The organism is Amycolatopsis thermoflava N1165, from assembly GCF_000473265.1.
Classification (GTDB): Bacteria; Actinomycetota; Actinomycetes; order Mycobacteriales; family Pseudonocardiaceae; genus Amycolatopsis_E; species Amycolatopsis_E thermoflava.
This window is the reverse complement of record NZ_KI421511.1, coordinates 405,539-420,669: the sequence shown is the minus strand read 5'-3', so window position 1 is coordinate 420,669 and position 15,131 is coordinate 405,539. Positions and strand designations below refer to the sequence as shown.

General features: G+C 72.5%; 15 protein-coding genes. 4 read left to right on the top strand and 11 right to left on the bottom strand.

Annotation, left to right across the window (positions count from 1 at the left end):
* Positions 1-42 precede the first annotated feature (42 nt).
* Genes AMYTH_RS0102075 through AMYTH_RS0102030 form a run of 10 tightly spaced genes read right to left on the bottom strand, consistent with a single transcriptional unit; the run spans position 43 to position 10,539 of the window.
* Positions 43-918 (bottom strand): alpha/beta fold hydrolase, encoded by an 876-nt coding sequence (locus tag AMYTH_RS0102075; RefSeq protein ID WP_027928911.1) that lies wholly within the window; start codon positions 916-918, stop codon positions 43-45.
* Between the two features lies 1 nt (position 919).
* A complete protein-coding gene (locus AMYTH_RS0102070; protein WP_027928910.1) occupies positions 920-1,603 on the bottom strand; it encodes an isochorismatase family protein in 684 nt (227 codons plus the stop codon).
* Complete coding sequence (locus tag AMYTH_RS0102065) at positions 1,590-2,249, bottom strand: SRPBCC family protein (RefSeq protein WP_027928909.1); 660 nt, start codon at positions 2,247-2,249, stop codon at positions 1,590-1,592. Before AMYTH_RS0102065 ends, AMYTH_RS0102070 begins: the two co-directional genes overlap by 14 nt.
* A complete protein-coding gene (locus tag AMYTH_RS0102060; RefSeq protein ID WP_027928908.1) occupies positions 2,246-2,743 on the bottom strand; it encodes a (2Fe-2S)-binding protein in 498 nt (165 codons plus the stop codon). The genes AMYTH_RS0102065 and AMYTH_RS0102060 overlap by 4 nt, the downstream gene beginning before the upstream one ends.
* The gene (locus AMYTH_RS0102055; protein ID WP_027928907.1) at positions 2,740-5,142 is read right to left on the bottom strand and encodes a xanthine dehydrogenase family protein molybdopterin-binding subunit; all 2,403 of its coding nucleotides are present in this window, start codon (positions 5,140-5,142) and stop codon (positions 2,740-2,742) included. Before AMYTH_RS0102055 ends, AMYTH_RS0102060 begins: the two co-directional genes overlap by 4 nt.
* A complete protein-coding gene (locus AMYTH_RS0102050; RefSeq protein WP_027928906.1) occupies positions 5,139-6,002 on the bottom strand; it encodes an FAD binding domain-containing protein in 864 nt (287 codons plus the stop codon). Before AMYTH_RS0102050 ends, AMYTH_RS0102055 begins: the two co-directional genes overlap by 4 nt.
* Before the next feature lie 19 nt (positions 6,003-6,021).
* Positions 6,022-7,416: an MFS transporter gene (locus AMYTH_RS0102045; protein WP_027928905.1), complete on the bottom strand. Its 1,395-nt coding sequence runs from the start codon at positions 7,414-7,416 to the stop codon at positions 6,022-6,024.
* A 38-nt stretch (positions 7,417-7,454) separates the two neighbouring features.
* Positions 7,455-8,726, bottom strand: a complete 1,272-nt coding sequence (locus AMYTH_RS0102040) for an FAD-dependent oxidoreductase (RefSeq protein WP_027928904.1) — start codon at positions 8,724-8,726, stop codon at positions 7,455-7,457.
* Positions 8,723-9,496, bottom strand: a complete 774-nt coding sequence (locus AMYTH_RS0102035) for a maleate cis-trans isomerase family protein (protein ID WP_027928903.1) — start codon at positions 9,494-9,496, stop codon at positions 8,723-8,725. The genes AMYTH_RS0102040 and AMYTH_RS0102035 overlap by 4 nt, the downstream gene beginning before the upstream one ends.
* Positions 9,493-10,539 (bottom strand): M29 family metallopeptidase, encoded by a 1,047-nt coding sequence (locus tag AMYTH_RS0102030; RefSeq protein WP_027928902.1) that lies wholly within the window; start codon positions 10,537-10,539, stop codon positions 9,493-9,495. The genes AMYTH_RS0102035 and AMYTH_RS0102030 overlap by 4 nt, the downstream gene beginning before the upstream one ends.
* Positions 10,540-10,688: 149 nt before the next feature.
* On the opposite strand from AMYTH_RS0102030, the gene AMYTH_RS0102025 reads away from it, so the two are divergent.
* Together AMYTH_RS0102025 and AMYTH_RS0102020 are read left to right on the top strand one after the other, a co-directional pair.
* Positions 10,689-11,192 (top strand): MarR family winged helix-turn-helix transcriptional regulator, encoded by a 504-nt coding sequence (locus AMYTH_RS0102025; RefSeq protein ID WP_027928901.1) that lies wholly within the window; start codon positions 10,689-10,691, stop codon positions 11,190-11,192.
* A gap of 192 nt (positions 11,193-11,384) precedes the next feature.
* Entirely contained in the window at positions 11,385-12,026 is a 642-nt protein-coding gene (locus tag AMYTH_RS0102020; RefSeq protein ID WP_228684537.1) for a LysE family translocator, read from the top strand.
* Between the two features lie 3 nt (positions 12,027-12,029).
* Here AMYTH_RS0102020 and AMYTH_RS0102015 read toward each other — a convergent pair whose 3' ends face one another.
* Complete coding sequence (locus AMYTH_RS0102015; protein ID WP_027928899.1) at positions 12,030-12,590, bottom strand: CGNR zinc finger domain-containing protein; 561 nt, start codon at positions 12,588-12,590, stop codon at positions 12,030-12,032.
* Positions 12,591-12,670: 80 nt separating this feature from the next.
* Between AMYTH_RS0102015 and AMYTH_RS0102010 the strand changes: the two genes are divergently transcribed.
* Both AMYTH_RS0102010 and AMYTH_RS0102005 read left to right on the top strand, forming a co-directional pair.
* A complete protein-coding gene (locus AMYTH_RS0102010; RefSeq protein ID WP_027928898.1) occupies positions 12,671-13,816 on the top strand; it encodes an epoxide hydrolase family protein in 1,146 nt (381 codons plus the stop codon).
* An 81-nt stretch (positions 13,817-13,897) separates the two neighbouring features.
* The gene (locus AMYTH_RS0102005) at positions 13,898-15,115 is read left to right on the top strand and encodes an NAD(P)/FAD-dependent oxidoreductase (RefSeq protein ID WP_027928897.1); all 1,218 of its coding nucleotides are present in this window, start codon (positions 13,898-13,900) and stop codon (positions 15,113-15,115) included.
* Positions 15,116-15,131: the final 16 nt, after the last annotated feature.

The window sequence follows — 15,131 nt, the reverse complement described above, 5'->3', positions numbered from 1 at the left end:
GAGGCGGTTCGCCCGGCCGTCTCACCCGTGCCGAGCGCCCAGTCAGCGTAGTTTCCGCAGCGCGTCGCGCAGGGTGGGCAGTGCTGTTTCGGGCTCGTCCCAGAACACCATGTGCCCGGCGCCGGGCACCGGCACCAGTTCGGCGGCCGGGTTGGCGCGGGCGGCTTCGGCGGCGCCGTCGGCGGTGACGACCGGGCTGTCGCCGCCGTAGAGGAGCACCGCCGGGGCGGGCACGTGCGGCCAGTCGTCGAAGAAGTCCTCCGCCTCGAAGCCGGCGTGGGTGGCGGCGATCGCGGCGCGGGAGCACGACGACAGCCACCGCGCGCGCAGCTCCTGCTCGCGGCGCGGCCACCGGGGCCAGGACCGGGCGACCTCGTCCGCATCGGTGCCGCGGCGGGCCTGGTCGAGCTGTCCGAGGAAGGCCTCCAGCGTGGTGGGGTACGGGCCCCGCCCGGGGCCGCTCATCGGCGGGTCGACCAGGACGACACCGCGCAGCTCGTGGCGGCCGTTGACGGCGGCCCGCGCCGCGATCCGCGCCCCCATCGAGTGTCCGAGCAGGATGGGCCGTCGCAGGCCGAGGCCGGAGACGACCGCGTCGACGTCCGCGGCGTAGCTGTCCAGGTCGTAGCCCGCCGGCTCGGTGTCCGCGCTGTCGGACAGCCCACGGCCGCGGACGTCGAGCACGAGCGGGCGCACGAGATCCGTGAGCTCCCGCGCCACGAAATCCATCGTGATCGCCGGGCTGGTGATGCCGGGCAGCACGAGGACCGGGACACCGTCGTCCGGTCCGTAGTCGAGCACGTGCAGCCGCACCGCGCCGGACCGGACCCAGCGGCTCGTCGCGGGAATGTCGGCGAGGTCGGCCAGCGCGGGCTGGTTCAGCGTGCGGGCGGCCGGGGACTCGGACGGGATCACCATGTCAGGAAACCTTCCTGCCGGCCCGATCCGGGGCGCCGAGGTAGGCCACGGCGTCGTCCAGGCCGATCACGTCGGCGTATTTCGCGTGCAGGTCGAACAACGCGGCGGAGTGCGGCCCACGGGCCCGGTCGCCGCAGGCTTCGCGCACCACGAGGGTGTTGAAGCCGGACTGCACGGCGTCCACGGCGGTCGCCCGCACACACCCGGAGGTGGTCGCGCCGCACACGAGCGCGGTGTCCGCGCCGAGACCGGTGAGCAGGGCGGCCAGCCCGGTTCCGTGGAACGCCGAGGCGCCCTTCTTCAGCACGAGGTGGTCGCTGTCGCGGCAGTCCAGCCGGGGGTCGAGCGCGACGGCGTCGCTCCCTTCGCGGAGGCTGCGCATGCCCGGCGCTTTCCGGAGCCAGGCCACGCCGTCGCCGTCGGCCTCGGCGGCGGTGTAGCTGATCGCGGTGTAGACCACCGGGACCTCACCGCGCCGGGCCGCGGTCACGAGTGCGGCGGCCGCGGTCACTTCGGCGGTGAGGTCGGCCCCGGACGGGAAACCGGGTTCGGTGAAGCCGCGGGTCAGGTCGACCACGACCAGGGCCGGGCACTGTCCACGAGGGACGGTGGCGCCGAACCCGGCCCGGTCGTAGACGGCATCGGTCTCCGCGCCGTGCAGTCCGGACGGGTCATCGACGGGCACGCTGCAACTCCTTGATCAGTTTGTCCTGGGTGCGGATCCGGCCCAGCAGCCAGCCCTGGAACAGTCCCAGCGCCGCGGCGGCCGCGATCGGGGCGTACCGCTTGACGCCCGGGGGAAGCAGCATCGCCAGCCCGTCGAGGGATTCGCCGCTGTCGACCGGGGCCGGCGTGCGCGGGGCGGCGGCCGGGCGGGGCTCCTCCCCCGGGGCGCTCAGCTGGCCGGCGAGGTTGCGGGCGAACTGGTCGAGCAACCGGGCCGACACGGCGCTGATGGCGCTCTTGCCGAACTGGGCGAGCTTGCCGCGGATGGACAGGTCGGTGCGCAGGTCGATGGTGGCGCCGCCGGGGGCCTCGCGGACGGTCAGCGTCACGTCGGCCTCGGCGTCCCCGTTGCCGTGCGTGTCCGCTCCGCGCGCCGACAGCCGCAACCGCCGCGCGGCGGTGTCGACCTCGGTGAACCGCACCCGGCCGGAGTAGGCGGCGGTGATGGGGCCGACCTTGACCTTGACCCGGCCCAGGTAGGCGCCGTCCTCCTGGCCGTCGAGGGTCGCGCCCGGGAGGCAGCCCGCCACCCGCTCGACGTCGTTGATCAGGGCGAACACCGCGTCGGGCTCGGCCGGGACGGACAGCTGGTTTTCCAGGATCACTTCGTCGCTTCCTTCTCGGTGTCACGGCGGCGGGCCGCGGTCGCCGCGATGGCGTCCACAATGGTCTGGTAACCGGTGCAGCGGCACAGGTTCGCCGAGACCGCTTCGCGGATCTCGTCGCGGTCCGCGTCGGGTTGCTGGGCGAGGAAACCCTCGGCGAGCATCAGGAATCCCGGTGTGCAGAAGCCGCATTGCAGTCCGTGGTGCTCGCGGAAGGCCTGTTGCAGGTCGGAGAGCTCGCCGTCCCGGCCGAGCGATTCGACGGTGCGGATGTCGGCGTCTTCGGCCTGCACGGCGAACACGAGGCACGCGCGCACCGGTTCGCCGTCCACGAGGACGGTGCAGGCTCCGCAGACGCCGTGTTCGCATCCCGCGTGCGCGCCGGTGAGGCCGAGGTCGTGGCGCAGCACGTCGAGCAGGGTCTTGCGGGGCTCGACGACGGCTTCGTGCTCGCTGCCGTTGACGGTCAGGACGATCAGGTGGCGGTCGGTCATGCGGGCCTGCTCCGTTCCGGGTCGGCTGCCGCGTCGAGCGCGGCGAGCATGGTCTGCGGGTGCACCGGCGTGGTGTCGAGTTCGACGCCGGTGTGGCGCAGCGCGTCGTTGATCGCGTTGAGCACCGCGGCCGGCGCGCCGATGGTGCCGCCCTCCCCGGCGCCCTTGGCGCCGTTCTCGGTGAACGCGCAGGGTGTTTCCAGGTGGGACACGGTGATGTCGGGGATCTCGGTGGCGGTCGGCACGAGGTAGTCGATGAAGCTGGCGGCGGACGGTTCGCCGTTGTCGGCGTAGGTGACCTCCTCGAACAGCGCGCCCGCGATGCCCTGGGCGATCCCGCCGCGGCACTGCCCGTCGACGACCTGCGGGTGGATCACCACGCCGCAGTCCTCCACGCACGCGTACCGCAGGATCGTGATGCCGCCGGTGCCCGGGTCGGCTTCCACGACCACGGCGTGGGTGGCGTTGGAGAAGGTGCCGTCGCCGGGCACGTCGAAGCTCGCGGTGGCCGTGAGCGTCGGCTCGACGTCCTTGGGCAGCAGGTGGCTGCGCAGGTAGGCGACGTCGGCGATCTCCTCGAACGACGCGCGCCGGCCCGGATCGTCGATCTGCACGACGCCGCCCGCGCCGTCGAGGCGGACGTTGTCCGGCTGGGTGTCGAGCAGGTGCGCCGCGATCCGGCACAGCAGCTCTCCCAGCCGCGTGGCCGCCAGCGCCACCGCCGAGCCACCGATGGTCACCGACCGCGAGGCGAAGGTCCCCCACCCGTAGGCGATGCGCTCGGTGTCGCCCTGGCGCAGCTTCACCTGGTCGATGTGCAACCCGAGCCGGTCGGCGACGATCTGCGCGAGCGTCGTCTCGTGGGACTGCCCGTGGTTCATGGTGCCGCTGGTGACGACGACCGAGCCGGTGGTGTCCATCCGGATCTCCGAGATGTCGAACCCGGGCACCACGGCCATCTTGCGTTTGGCGAAGGCGCCCGACCCGTACCCGGTCCGCTCCGAGAAACAGCAGAACCCGATACCGACGTGCCTGCCCTCGGCGGCCGCGGTGTCCCGGAACTCGTACCACCCCTCGTCGCGCAGGGTGGATTCGGCCAGGTCCAGCGATTCCCGGTAGGTGCCGGGGTCGTAGGTGACGGCGTTGACCCCGGTGTAGGGGAACTGGGTGATCAGGTTGCGGCGCCGGATCTCCAGCGGGTCGAGACCGAGTTCGCGGGCGGCGCGCTCCATGACCCGTTCCATCGCCATCACGTACTGCGGCCTGCTGACGCCGCGGTAGGGCGCGGTGGGCGCCTTGTTGCTGGTGATGGCTCGGGCCCGGACCCGGTAGGCGGGCACCTGGTACACGCTGGGCATCTCCGCCGAGGCCATCAGCGGTTCGATCCCGGCGGTGAACGGGTAGCAGGAGTAGGCGCCCATGTCGCACACGATGTCGACGTCGAGAGCGGTGATGCGCCCGCCGGCGTCGAACGCGGCGCGGGTGCGGTAGCGCTGTTCCCTGGCCAGGAACCCGGCCGTCAGCGCCTCGCGCCGGTCTTCGATCCACTTCACCGGCCGGTTCAGGCGCCGGGCCGCGGCCGCGACCGCGATCTCCTCCCGGCCGACCACGCACTTCTGGCCGAACCCGCCGCCCATGTCCGGGACGGTGACCCGCACGGTCCGCTCGGGCACGCGCAACGAGCGGGCGAGCGCGGTGCGCACCTGGTGCGGGACCTGGGTGCACATCTGCACGAGCAGCTGGTCGTCGTGGTCGTCCCAGGACGCGATCACCCCGCGCGTTTCGAGCGGGAGGGCGTTCTGCCGTCCGCTGCGGGTGACGACCTCGACCACGCACCCGGCGTCGGCGAACGCTTCGTCCACTCCCGGGGTGTCGAACATGGACACGTCCAGCAGCACGTTGCCGGGCGCTTCTTCGTGGACCAGGGGCGCATCCTGAGCGAGCGCGGTCTCCTCGGAGACGATCGCGCCGAGCGGCTCGTAGTCCACCACGGCCAGTTCGGCGCCGTCCTCGGCGACGTAGGGGTCGCGGGCGACGACCAGCGCGACCGGTTCGCCGACGAACCGCACCTTCTCCCTGGCGAGAATCGGCATCGCGGTCGGCGCGAACTCCTCGGGCGGGCGGCCCAGCAGCGCGACGATGTCGCCGAGGTCGAGGTCGGCCGCCGTGTAGGCGGCGACGACCCCGTCGACCGCCAGGGTGGCCGACAGGTCGATCCCGGTGATCCGGCCGTGCGCGATCGTCGAGCGGACGAAGCACGCGTGCAACGTGCCGGGCAGCTGGATGTCGTCGACGAAGCGTCCCCGGCCGGTGAGCAGGCGCGGGTCTTCCCGCCGGGGCACCGAGGCGCCGACCCAGCGTCCGCCTCGCCCGTCGAACTCGGGAGCTGCGTCGCTCATCGCGTCACTCCTTCCTGCCAGGCCTGGTGCAGGGCGCCGGCGACGAGGGTCCGGGTGAGCCGGCGGCGGTAGGCGCTGCTGCCGGCAGCGTCGTCGGGCGGGTCGACGGCGGCAGCAGCGGCGTCGGCGCACGCGGCGAACAGGTCCGGCCCGGGGTCGCCCGCGGCGAGGACGGCCTCGGCCTCCGGGACCCGGATGGGCGCCGGCGCCACCCCGCCGACCACCACCCGGCTGCCGTCACCGTCCAAGCTGACCGCGACGTCGACGATGGCGAAGTCGCCGTGGCGGCGGGCGAATTCGGTCAGCGCCGCCCGCGGCGCGGGCCGGGTGAAGCGCACCGCCGTCACGACTTCGTCCGGTTCGACGGCGGTGGTGTAGAACCCGTGGAACATCTCCGCGGCCGGGATTTCCCGCCGCCCACCCGGTCCCTCCGCGATGATCACGGCGTCGAGCAGGAGCGCGAGCAGGCACCACTCGGCGGTGGCATCGCCGTGCACGATGCTGCCCGCCACCGTGCCGCGGGAGCGGATCGGCAGGTGCCCCACCCACCGCATGGCGCGGGACAGCACGTCGAAGCCCGGCCCCAGCTTCGCCACCTCGACCGCCCGGTGCGTGACCAGCGCGCCGATCTCCAGCTGCGCACCGTCCCGCCGCAGCCCGGTCAGCGCCGGGTCCCGGCGCAACGGCCCCAGGTCGATCAGGGCCGTCGGCCGGGCGAGCCGGAAGTTCATCATCGGCACCAGGCTCTGCCCGCCGGCGATCAGCTTCGGCTCGTCCCCGGCCGCGGCGAGCTCGCCTAGCAGGCCGATGGCGTCGGCGACGTCGTGGGCCCGGTGGTAGGCGAACGCGGCGGGCTTCACAGTTTCGACCTCTCCTCGCTCACGGCACCTGCGTGGTTTTCGCGGGCGCCACGGGGTTCGCCGGCTCCGCGATCCGGTCGAGCTCGCGGCCGCGGGTCTCCGGCGCACCCACCATCATGAACACGACCGCGGCCACCACGAGCGCGCCCAGCACGGTGAAGGTCAGCGGCAGGCCGAGCACCGGCCACAGGAGGCTGCCGAACACCAGAGGCGCGAAGCCGGTGACGGCCCGGCTCGACGACGACGCCCAGCCGAACCCGGAGGCACGCAGCTCGGTCGGGTACAGCTCGGACACGTAGGCGTACATCACCGGGATGACCACCAGCGCCAGCATGCCGAACGCGCCGATCGCGATCACCGCGCCGGTGGGCGAGCCCAGCAGCAGCGAGAACACTACGAGCGAGAGCGCGGCGAGTGGCCCGGCGACGGCGACGATCCGCTTGCGGCCGACCTTCTCCACGAGCAGCACGGCCACCGCGACGCCGACGATGCCCAGCGCGTTCATCAGCGCGGTGGAGGCGAAGGCCGCGATCTCGCCGAACCCCTGGGCGCGCAGGATCGAGGGCATCCAGCTCAGGGCGGCGTAGTAAACCAGCATGACGCTGATGAACAACGACCAGGCGACCGCGGTGATCCGGGGGTTGAACGCCCACACCCGGCGCAGCTGGTCGAACGCGGCGGTGACCGTTCCCCCGCGGGTGTCCTCCACCACCGCGGGCGGGATCGAATACGGCTCAGCGGGCGCGCCCGTGCGGCGGACGAGCTCGTCGATGACCGCGCGGGCTTCCGCTTCCCGGCCCTTGCGCACCAGGTACAGCGGCGATTCCGGGACTCCGCGCCGGATCCAGAACAACAGCAGCGCGGGCAGGATCATCAGCACCAGCATCCAGCGCCAGTTCCCGGACACCGGGACCAGCAACGTCGCCGTGACGGCGGCGAGGGTGGTGCCCACCGGCCACCAGCCGTCCATGGCCGAGAGCACCCGGCCGCGGTGCCGCCGCGGGGAGAACTCGCTGACGATCGCGTAGTCCACCGGGATGCACCCGCCGAGACCGACCCCGGCCAGGAAGCGCAGGGCCAGGAAGACCTCCACGTTCGGCGACAGCGCGCCGAGCACGGAGAACAGGGCGAACACCAGCAGCGTGACGCTGAACGCGCGTTTGCGGCCGATGCGGTCGGCCACGGTCCCCCACACGACGGCCCCCACCGCCATGCCGATCAGGTTGGCGGTCGCCACCAGCCCCTTCTGCCCCGGCGACAACCCGAACTCGGCCCCGACCAGTGGGGTGAGGAACCCGTTCAACGCGACGTCCCACGCGTCGAACATGTAGCCCAGCCCACCGATGAGGAAGATCTTGCCCTGCACGCTCCAGCGCCAGGGCAGGTCCTGGACGATCTGATCTCCGGTACGCATGAATCGCTCCGTTGCCGTTGTCGGCCAGTTCGCCCGCCTCAGCGCGCGAACTGGTAGTGGATGGACTCGGTGTCCGGATCGGTGAGCGGGCTGCCGTTCCAGAGCCAGTCGTAGGACACGTCGGACTCGCCGTCGAACCGGCGCAGCTTCTCGTCGCGCTCGCGCTGCTCGGGGCCGTCGGGGAGGTGGTAGAAGCTCATGTTCTGCAGGGAGGCGTCCTGGACCATCCCCGCGTGCTTGGCGCGCCGGTCGACGTAGCGGATCAGGGCGCCGTCGATCCCGTCGCGGGTGACACGTCCCAGTTCCTCGGCGAGCACCGCGGCATCCTCCATCGCCTGGGAGGCGCCCTGCGCCTGGTAGGGCAGCATGGCGTGGCAGGCGTCGCCGAGCAGGGCGACCCGCCCGTCCACCCATACCGGGTCACGCCGGCGCCGGTACATGGCCCACACCGACACGTCCTCGTCCTTGGCCTTCGACAACACCGTCGGGACCCGATCGTCCCAGTCCTGGTACTCCGCCGCGAGCTCGGCGGCGGTCGCCGGACCGCTCCACTCCCGTTCGATCGTCTCGCTGCACGGCACGATCGCGACCACGTTGAGGTACTGGCCGCCGCGGATCATGTAGTGCACGAGGTGCTTGTCCGGGCCGTACCAGATCGTGGAGTGGTAGCGGTCGACGAGGAACCGGGTGGCCGGGTCCTGGGCGACCAGGTCGCCGGGGATCAGGGCGCGGTAGGCCATTTCGCCGGAGAACACCAGGGTGTCGTCGAACCCGGCGAGGTCCCGGACGGCGGAGCGGATGCCGTCGGCGCCGATCACCACGTCGCCGGTGAAGCGGCGGCCGTCGGCGGTGATCACGGCCGGGCGTTCCGGCTGGGCGCGGTCCAGCTCGACGACCCGCGCGCCGGTCGCGACCCGCACCACCGGGCCGTGGCCGTCCGGGTCCACGCACGCGTCCAGCAGCACGCCGTGCAGGTCGGCGCGGTGGTAGTGCCAGTACGGGGCGCCGTAGGTGTCGGTGACCCGCTGTCCCAGCGGCAGCTGGGCGATGATGCTGCCGTCGGCCCACCGGCGGCGGACCTGGTCCTGCGGCTCGGTGCGCACCCGCTCCAGCTGGGGGCGCAGCCCCAGTCCGATGAGGATGCGGCTGGCGTTGGGGGCGGTCTGGATGCCCGCGCCGATCTCGCCGAGTTGCGGCGCCGCTTCGACCACGGTGACCCGCAGTCCCCGTTGCCGCAGCGACAACGCCGCGCACAGGCCGCCCAGGCCGCCGCCGACGACGACGACTTCGAACGACTGGCTCGCGCTCATGCCGGCCTCCTCGTCTCGTCGCTCGTGCCCGCGAGCAGCCGCCCGGCGCCGGGCACGCGCGGCTCCAGTCCGAGTTCGGTCAGGATCCGGTACGTGGTCGCGGTGGCCGCCGACAGGACCGGGAGCCCGATCTCGTCCTCGACGGGCTGGATCGACGGCAGCGACGGCATTTGCACGCACGCCGACAGCACCAGTGCGTCCACTCCGGACAGATCGAGCTTGCGGTAGTGCTCGCGCAGGTCGGCCGGGTCAAGCCGCGCGACGGCGAGGTTGTCCGGCACCTCCAGCGACAGCGCATCGACCACCTCGACCCCGGCGTCCTCGAGGTAGTCGGCCACCGCCTTCGTGAGCGGCTTCAGGTAGGGCGTGATGATCGAGATCTTGCGCGCGCCGAGCGCGGCGATGCCGGACAGCAGCGCACCCGCGCTGGACACCACCGGAGCGGCGGAGCCCTCGGCGCGCAGGACGCGGGTGATGTCGTCCTCGGCGGTGCAGTGGTAGCCGGGTCCCTGGGCCATGATCGCCACCAGGCACGCGGTGGCGACCACGTCCGGGCGGGCGTCGGCGAGCTCGGCCGCCGCGCGCCCGGCCTGGGCGTTCATCGCGCGCAGCTGCTCCGGGTCGACGTGCTGCATCCGGGCGCGCGCGGAGTGGAAGACGAACCGGTCCCCCGGCTCGGCCTCCTCACGGGCGCGCAGCATCCGCGGCAGCTCGGTCTCCATGGTGAGGTTCGAGCTGGGGACGATCATCCCGATGTGGTGGTCGGTCATCGCTTCTCCGCCGGGCGCATTTCCTTGACGGTCAGCTCGCCTGCGTCGACGATCAGCTCGTCGTCGAGGTAGAGCGAGTTGCCGCGCATGGGGATGTCGAAGTGGCACGGCGTGTCGTTGGGGCCGCCGAGCTCGTTGTTGGGACCGATGGAGAACATCACGTTGCCGTAGAAGCTGCGCAGCTCCATGCCCATGCCGCCGGGGAACTGGGTCAGGCCGTGCCAGTGGGCGCGTTCGTCCAGGCCCCAGCCCACGTGGCTCATCCCGTAGCCGCGGGGGTCGTGGAAGCTTTCGATGTAGGAGCGCAGCAGGTCGGCGTCCAAACCGGACGATCCGGCGCCGCCGCGGATGTCGCGGATGAAACCCTCCTCGATGGTGATCTCCACCGGGGTCTGGACGTAGGTGTTGAACGGCAGCAGCACGTCGCCGGGCGAGAGCACGATCTTGCCGTCGACGCCGTCGTCGGCGCCGCCGGTGAACACGAACGCGGCGGGCCAGTGGTCCCAGCGGCCGGGGGTGTCGGTGTAGCCGTACTCCGACATGGTCGGGTACATGCCGAGCCGGTAGGTGACGTCGGTGCCCGCCGGGCTGGTGATCCGCATGGTGCTCGCCTTGGCGAGCAGCTCGGCGCCGATCTCCACCCGCTCGCGGAGTTCCTTGGTGGGCATGAGGCGGGCCAGCAGCTCGGGCGGCTCGACGGCGGTGAGGATGCGGGTGCCGGCTTCCTGGATCGCGAACTGTTCCTTGCTGAACAGCAGGAACGTGCAGTCGACGACCATGTCCACGTCCTTGAGCGCCTCGACCGCGCGGGGAATGTTCCCGAGCCCGGAGTCGCCCACCGCCCACGCGCCGGACGCGCTGGCCGGCGAGGGCAGTCGCATGTGGTAGGTCGCGGCGCCCAGCTGCTGGGCGGCCCACAGGAAGGCGTCGGCGTACTCGGCTCGCTCGCCGCCACGGGTCAGCACGACCACGGTCTCGCCCTCGTGCACCCCGGAGAACGTCAGCTGGCGCAAGCAGATGTCGTTGAACAGGTTCTGGTCCATCGTTGACCACCTCCGCCTATAATCCGAACACGTATTATCCGGATACGCAAGAGTTCGCGGGCGAGAAGCAGGACTGCAACACGAGCGCAATAGTCCGGACACGTAGGATCACGGGAAGCCGCGAGCCTGGAGTCATGGGGAGGGTCTTGATGGGTGAGCCAGTGCGGGCAGGCCGACGCGGCCGGGGAGCCCCGGCCGTCACACCGGCGCCGCCCCCGGATCTCCTGGCCGCCCCCGGCTACGGCGCCCGCCGCATGTACCAGGCCTACCTCGCCGCGTGGAACCGCCACGTGGATCCGGTGCTGACCGGTCCCCAGTTCGCGGTCCTCTCCGCCGTGCGCGCCTACCCCGGGAGCGACCAGAGTTCCCTGGCCGGGGCGGTCGCCCTGGACACGTCCACGATGGCGGACCTGTGCCGCAGGCTCGAACAGCGCGGCCTCATCCGGCGGGTCGAGTCGCCGCGCGACGCGCGCCGCAAGCTCCTGTCGCTCACCGAGGAGGGCTCGGCGGTGCTCACTCAGGTGAACCGCCGGGCGCGCCGCCTGGACAAGGCGCTGCTCGGTGCGGATTCGGGCGATGTCGACGTCGCGGGGCTGCTGAACACGCTGGGCGCGCGATGGGAAGCCGTGGCGGCGCTCGACGAGCTGGACTGACGACCGCGCCGCGCCAAGGGACGCGCAGTCGATGTGCGCGCCAGGATGCAGTGCGGCACGACGGGCCTTCCCGACGCCCACGCGGGATTCGGCCGCGCGCCTGGCGGTGCCACGCCGGCCCGCCGGCGGCGATCACGGTCGCGCCGCCCCGCTCCGGATTTCGTTTGAAACCGCGGTCGCGCCGTGGGCAGGATGCCGGGCATAGATCTCCTCGCGGTGCTGCCCGCCTTCGCCCTGGCCGTGGTCCTGATTTCGGCCTCGCCGGGGCCGGCGATGGCCCTGATCCTGCGCCGGGCGGCGGTGCGGGGGTTCCGCGGGGCAGTGCCGACCGTGCTCGGCCTCGAGGCCGGTCTTTACGCGTGGGCGTTGTTCGCCGCGGCAGGGCTGGCAGCACTGGTCGCCGCGTCGGAGGTCGCGTTCCTCGTGCTGCGTGTCGTCGGCGCCGCGTTCCTGATCTACCTGGGGGTCAAGGCGTGGCGGTCGGCCTGGCGCCCGGCCGAGCCCGCTGACGAACCTTCCGCGGCGTCGGCCAACGGCTGGGCCAAGGCGTTCGCCGAGGGCGTCATCGTCATGCTGGCGAACCCGAAACTGGCCGCGTTCATGATCGCGTTCTACCCGCAGTTCGTGCCCGACGGGCGGCCCTTGTTCGGCACGACCGCGCTGCTCGCCGTGTTCCAGGTGGCCCTGGAGACCGTGCTGTACCTGGCGCTGGCGGCCGCGGTCGGCCGGGCGGGCGGCTGGTTCCGCCGGCCCGCGGTGCGCCGCAGGCTCGACGCGATCAGCGGCACCGTCCTGGTCGCCCTCGGGCTGCGGATGGCGGCGGAAAGCCGGTGACGGTCAGCTCGCGGTGCGCTTGGCGTTGAAGCGCGCCTTCTTCTGACGGTTCCCGCACGTGTTCATGTCACACCACTTGCGCGTGCGGCTCTGGCTGGTGTCGAAGAACGCCGCCTGGCAGGTCGGCGACGCGCACAGGGCCAGCCTGCCGTCTCGCTCACCGGCGATGATGCTGATCGCGTCGTCGGCGATCACGCCGAGCGCGTCTTCCACGGCCGACGGCGAGCTGAGCCGCCACCGCCGCTCCCCCTCGGGGGTCAGCACAGCCGCCGCCCGGCCCCGGACGCTGCAGTCGTTGATGACCGCAACCGCGGCGGCGGGGAGGGCTTCGTGGATCGCGGCTGCCGTCGCGGCGGCGTGGATCGCTTCCCGCAGTTCTTTGGCGAGTTCCAGCTGGGCGGGGGTGCAGGAGTCCACGGCGAGGCCGTACACCGCCAGCCAGTCGACGAGCCGCTGCGGCGTGGGGATGCGCTCCACGGGCTCGCCGTGACGCTCCGACAACGTCCCCGTGAAGCTGATCGCCAGCACGCTACCGAGGCGGAATTCGGGAAACCCAGCAGGCATGGAACCACCTTAGCCGGTTGCGCACCCCCGGAGCGAGGTGTTAGAACCGTCTTAGCCGGTTCGCCGATGGAGGAGGGCTCATGCCCGGCAGCGACGTGCACGCATTCGAAACCCACACGACCGACGCCGAGCTCGACGATCTGCGCGCGCGACTGGCCGCGGCGCGGCTACCCGAGCCCGAAACGGCCCGACGCCGATGGGAGCAGGGGGTTCCCCTTGCCGACCTCGTCGAGCTCGTGCACTACTGGCGCACCGGCTACGACTGGCGGTGGTTCGAGAAGCGCCTCGACGAGATCGGCCAGTTCCGCACGACCATCGACGACCTGGGGATCCACTTCCTGCACCGCCGGTCCGCCCGCGCGGACGCCACTCCGCTGATCCTGACCCACGGCTGGCCGGGCAGCGTCGCCGAGTTCGTCGACGTGGTGGACGAACTGGCCGATCCGGCGGACGCGACCGCGCCGGCGTTCCACGTCGTGGTCCCGTCGCTGCCCGGGTTCGGCTACAGCGACAAGCCGGCCACCACCGGGTGGGGCACCGAGAAGATCGCGGCCGCCTGGGTGGAGCTGATGGGCCGGCTCGGCTACCGCGAGTTCCTCGCCCACGGCGGGGACTGGGGCGGCAACATCACCACGGTCCTCGGCGGGCGGTTCCCCGAACACGTGCTCGGCATCCACAGCACCTTCGCGGAGGGGCCGCCCGGGCTGAGCACGGACGGGCTGACGGCGGCCGAGCGCAAGTGGGCCGAGGACACCCGGCACTTCTGGCGCCACCGCGCGGCGTACGCGAAGCAGCAGGCGACCCGGCCGCAGACCATCGGCTACTCGCTCGTCGACTCGCCGGTCGGGCTGCTCGCCTGGATCCTCGACAAGTTCGCCGAGTGGTCGGACACCGAGGACAGCCCGTTCGAGACGATCTCCCGGGACCGGGTCCTGGACGACGTGACCCTGTACTGGCTGACGCGGACGGGCGCGTCGGCGGCCCGCATCTACTACGAGAGCCACAACTCGCTGGATCCGGAACTCCGGGTCGACGTCCCGTCGGCGATCACGATGTACCCGCGCGACATCGAGAAGTGCCCGCGCCCGTGGGCGCAGGAGCGGTACCGGCAGATCGTCCGGTGGCGCTCGCCGGAACGCGGGGGACATTTCCCGTCGCTGGAGGTTCCCGGGTACTTCGTCCAGGACCTGCGCGACGGCCTCGCGGCGGTCCTGGCCGCTCGCTGAGCCCAGTCTGGTGCCGACCTTCGCAGGCGAGGGTTGCGCCCCTGCGGTCCGTGGTAGTCCCGGGTCCGAGGGAGGGCGGACATGGTGGAGTGGGCCGAGGTGGTCGTGGTCGGCGCGGGGCTGGCCGGGCTCGCCGCGGCCCGGACCCTGCAGCGCGCCGGGCTGCACGTGCTGGTGTGCGAGGCCGAGGACGACATCGGCGGCCGGGTGCGCACCGACGTGGTCGACGGTTTCCGCCTCGACCGCGGGTTCCAGGTGCTGCTGCCTGCCTACCCGGCGGTGCGCGAGATGGTCGACGTCGAGGAGTTGCGGCTACAGCACTTCACGCGGGGGGTGGTCGCGGACGGGCAGGCGCTCGCGCCGCCGTGGCGGCACCGGAACGCGGCGCGGGACCTGCTCGCCTTCGGCGCCGGACGGCCGCGGGATGTCGCGGCTCTGCTGGCGATGTCGGCGCGGGACGTGCTCGCGCCGGCCCGCCGGCTCGAGGCGGGCGAGGATTCAACGATCGCCGAGGACCTGGCCCGCCGCGGGGTCAGCGCGCGAACGGTCGACGAGGTGATGCGGCCGTTCCTCGCCGGGGTCTTCCTGGACCGTCCACTGCGGACCTCCGCCAGGGCCTTCCACCTGGTGTGGCGGAGCTTCCTGCGTGGCGGTGGCGCGTTGCCCGCGTCCGGGATGGGCGCGCTGCCGCACCTGCTCGCCCGCGACCTGATGCCCGGGACCGTCCGATGTGGAGTGCGGGTGACCGGGATCTCCGGCGACGGCGTCACGACCGACCGCGGCGAGGTGCGGGCGAAGGCGGTCGTGGTGGCCGCGCCCGAGGTCCTGCTGGGCGTGCCCGAGCCGGACTGGCACGCGGTGACGACCTACTACTACCGGACGAGCGGCCGCCCGCCGCTGCGGCAACCGACGCTGCTCACCGACAGCGGCGAGCTGCTGGTCAACACCGCGGTGATCAGCGCCGTCGCCCCGGGGTACGCGCCGCCGGGGCAGACGCTGGTCGCCGCGTCGGTGCCGGAACGCTGCGACACCGGCAACGAGCTGGAGCCGCACGTGCGCACCACCCTCGCGCAGGTCTACGACACGTCGACGACGGACTGGGAGCTGGTGGAGACCTACGCGATCGCGCGGGCGCTGCCGGTCATGCCGGCCGGCCACCCGCTACGGCAGCCGGTGCGGCTCGCGCCGGGCCGCTACGTGTGCGGCGACCACCGGAACACCAGCTCCATCCAGGGCGCGCTGGTGTCCGGCCGCCGCGCGGCCGCGGCCGTGCTGGCGGACCTGCACTCCCGCCCGTGACCGCCGGCCGCGGTCC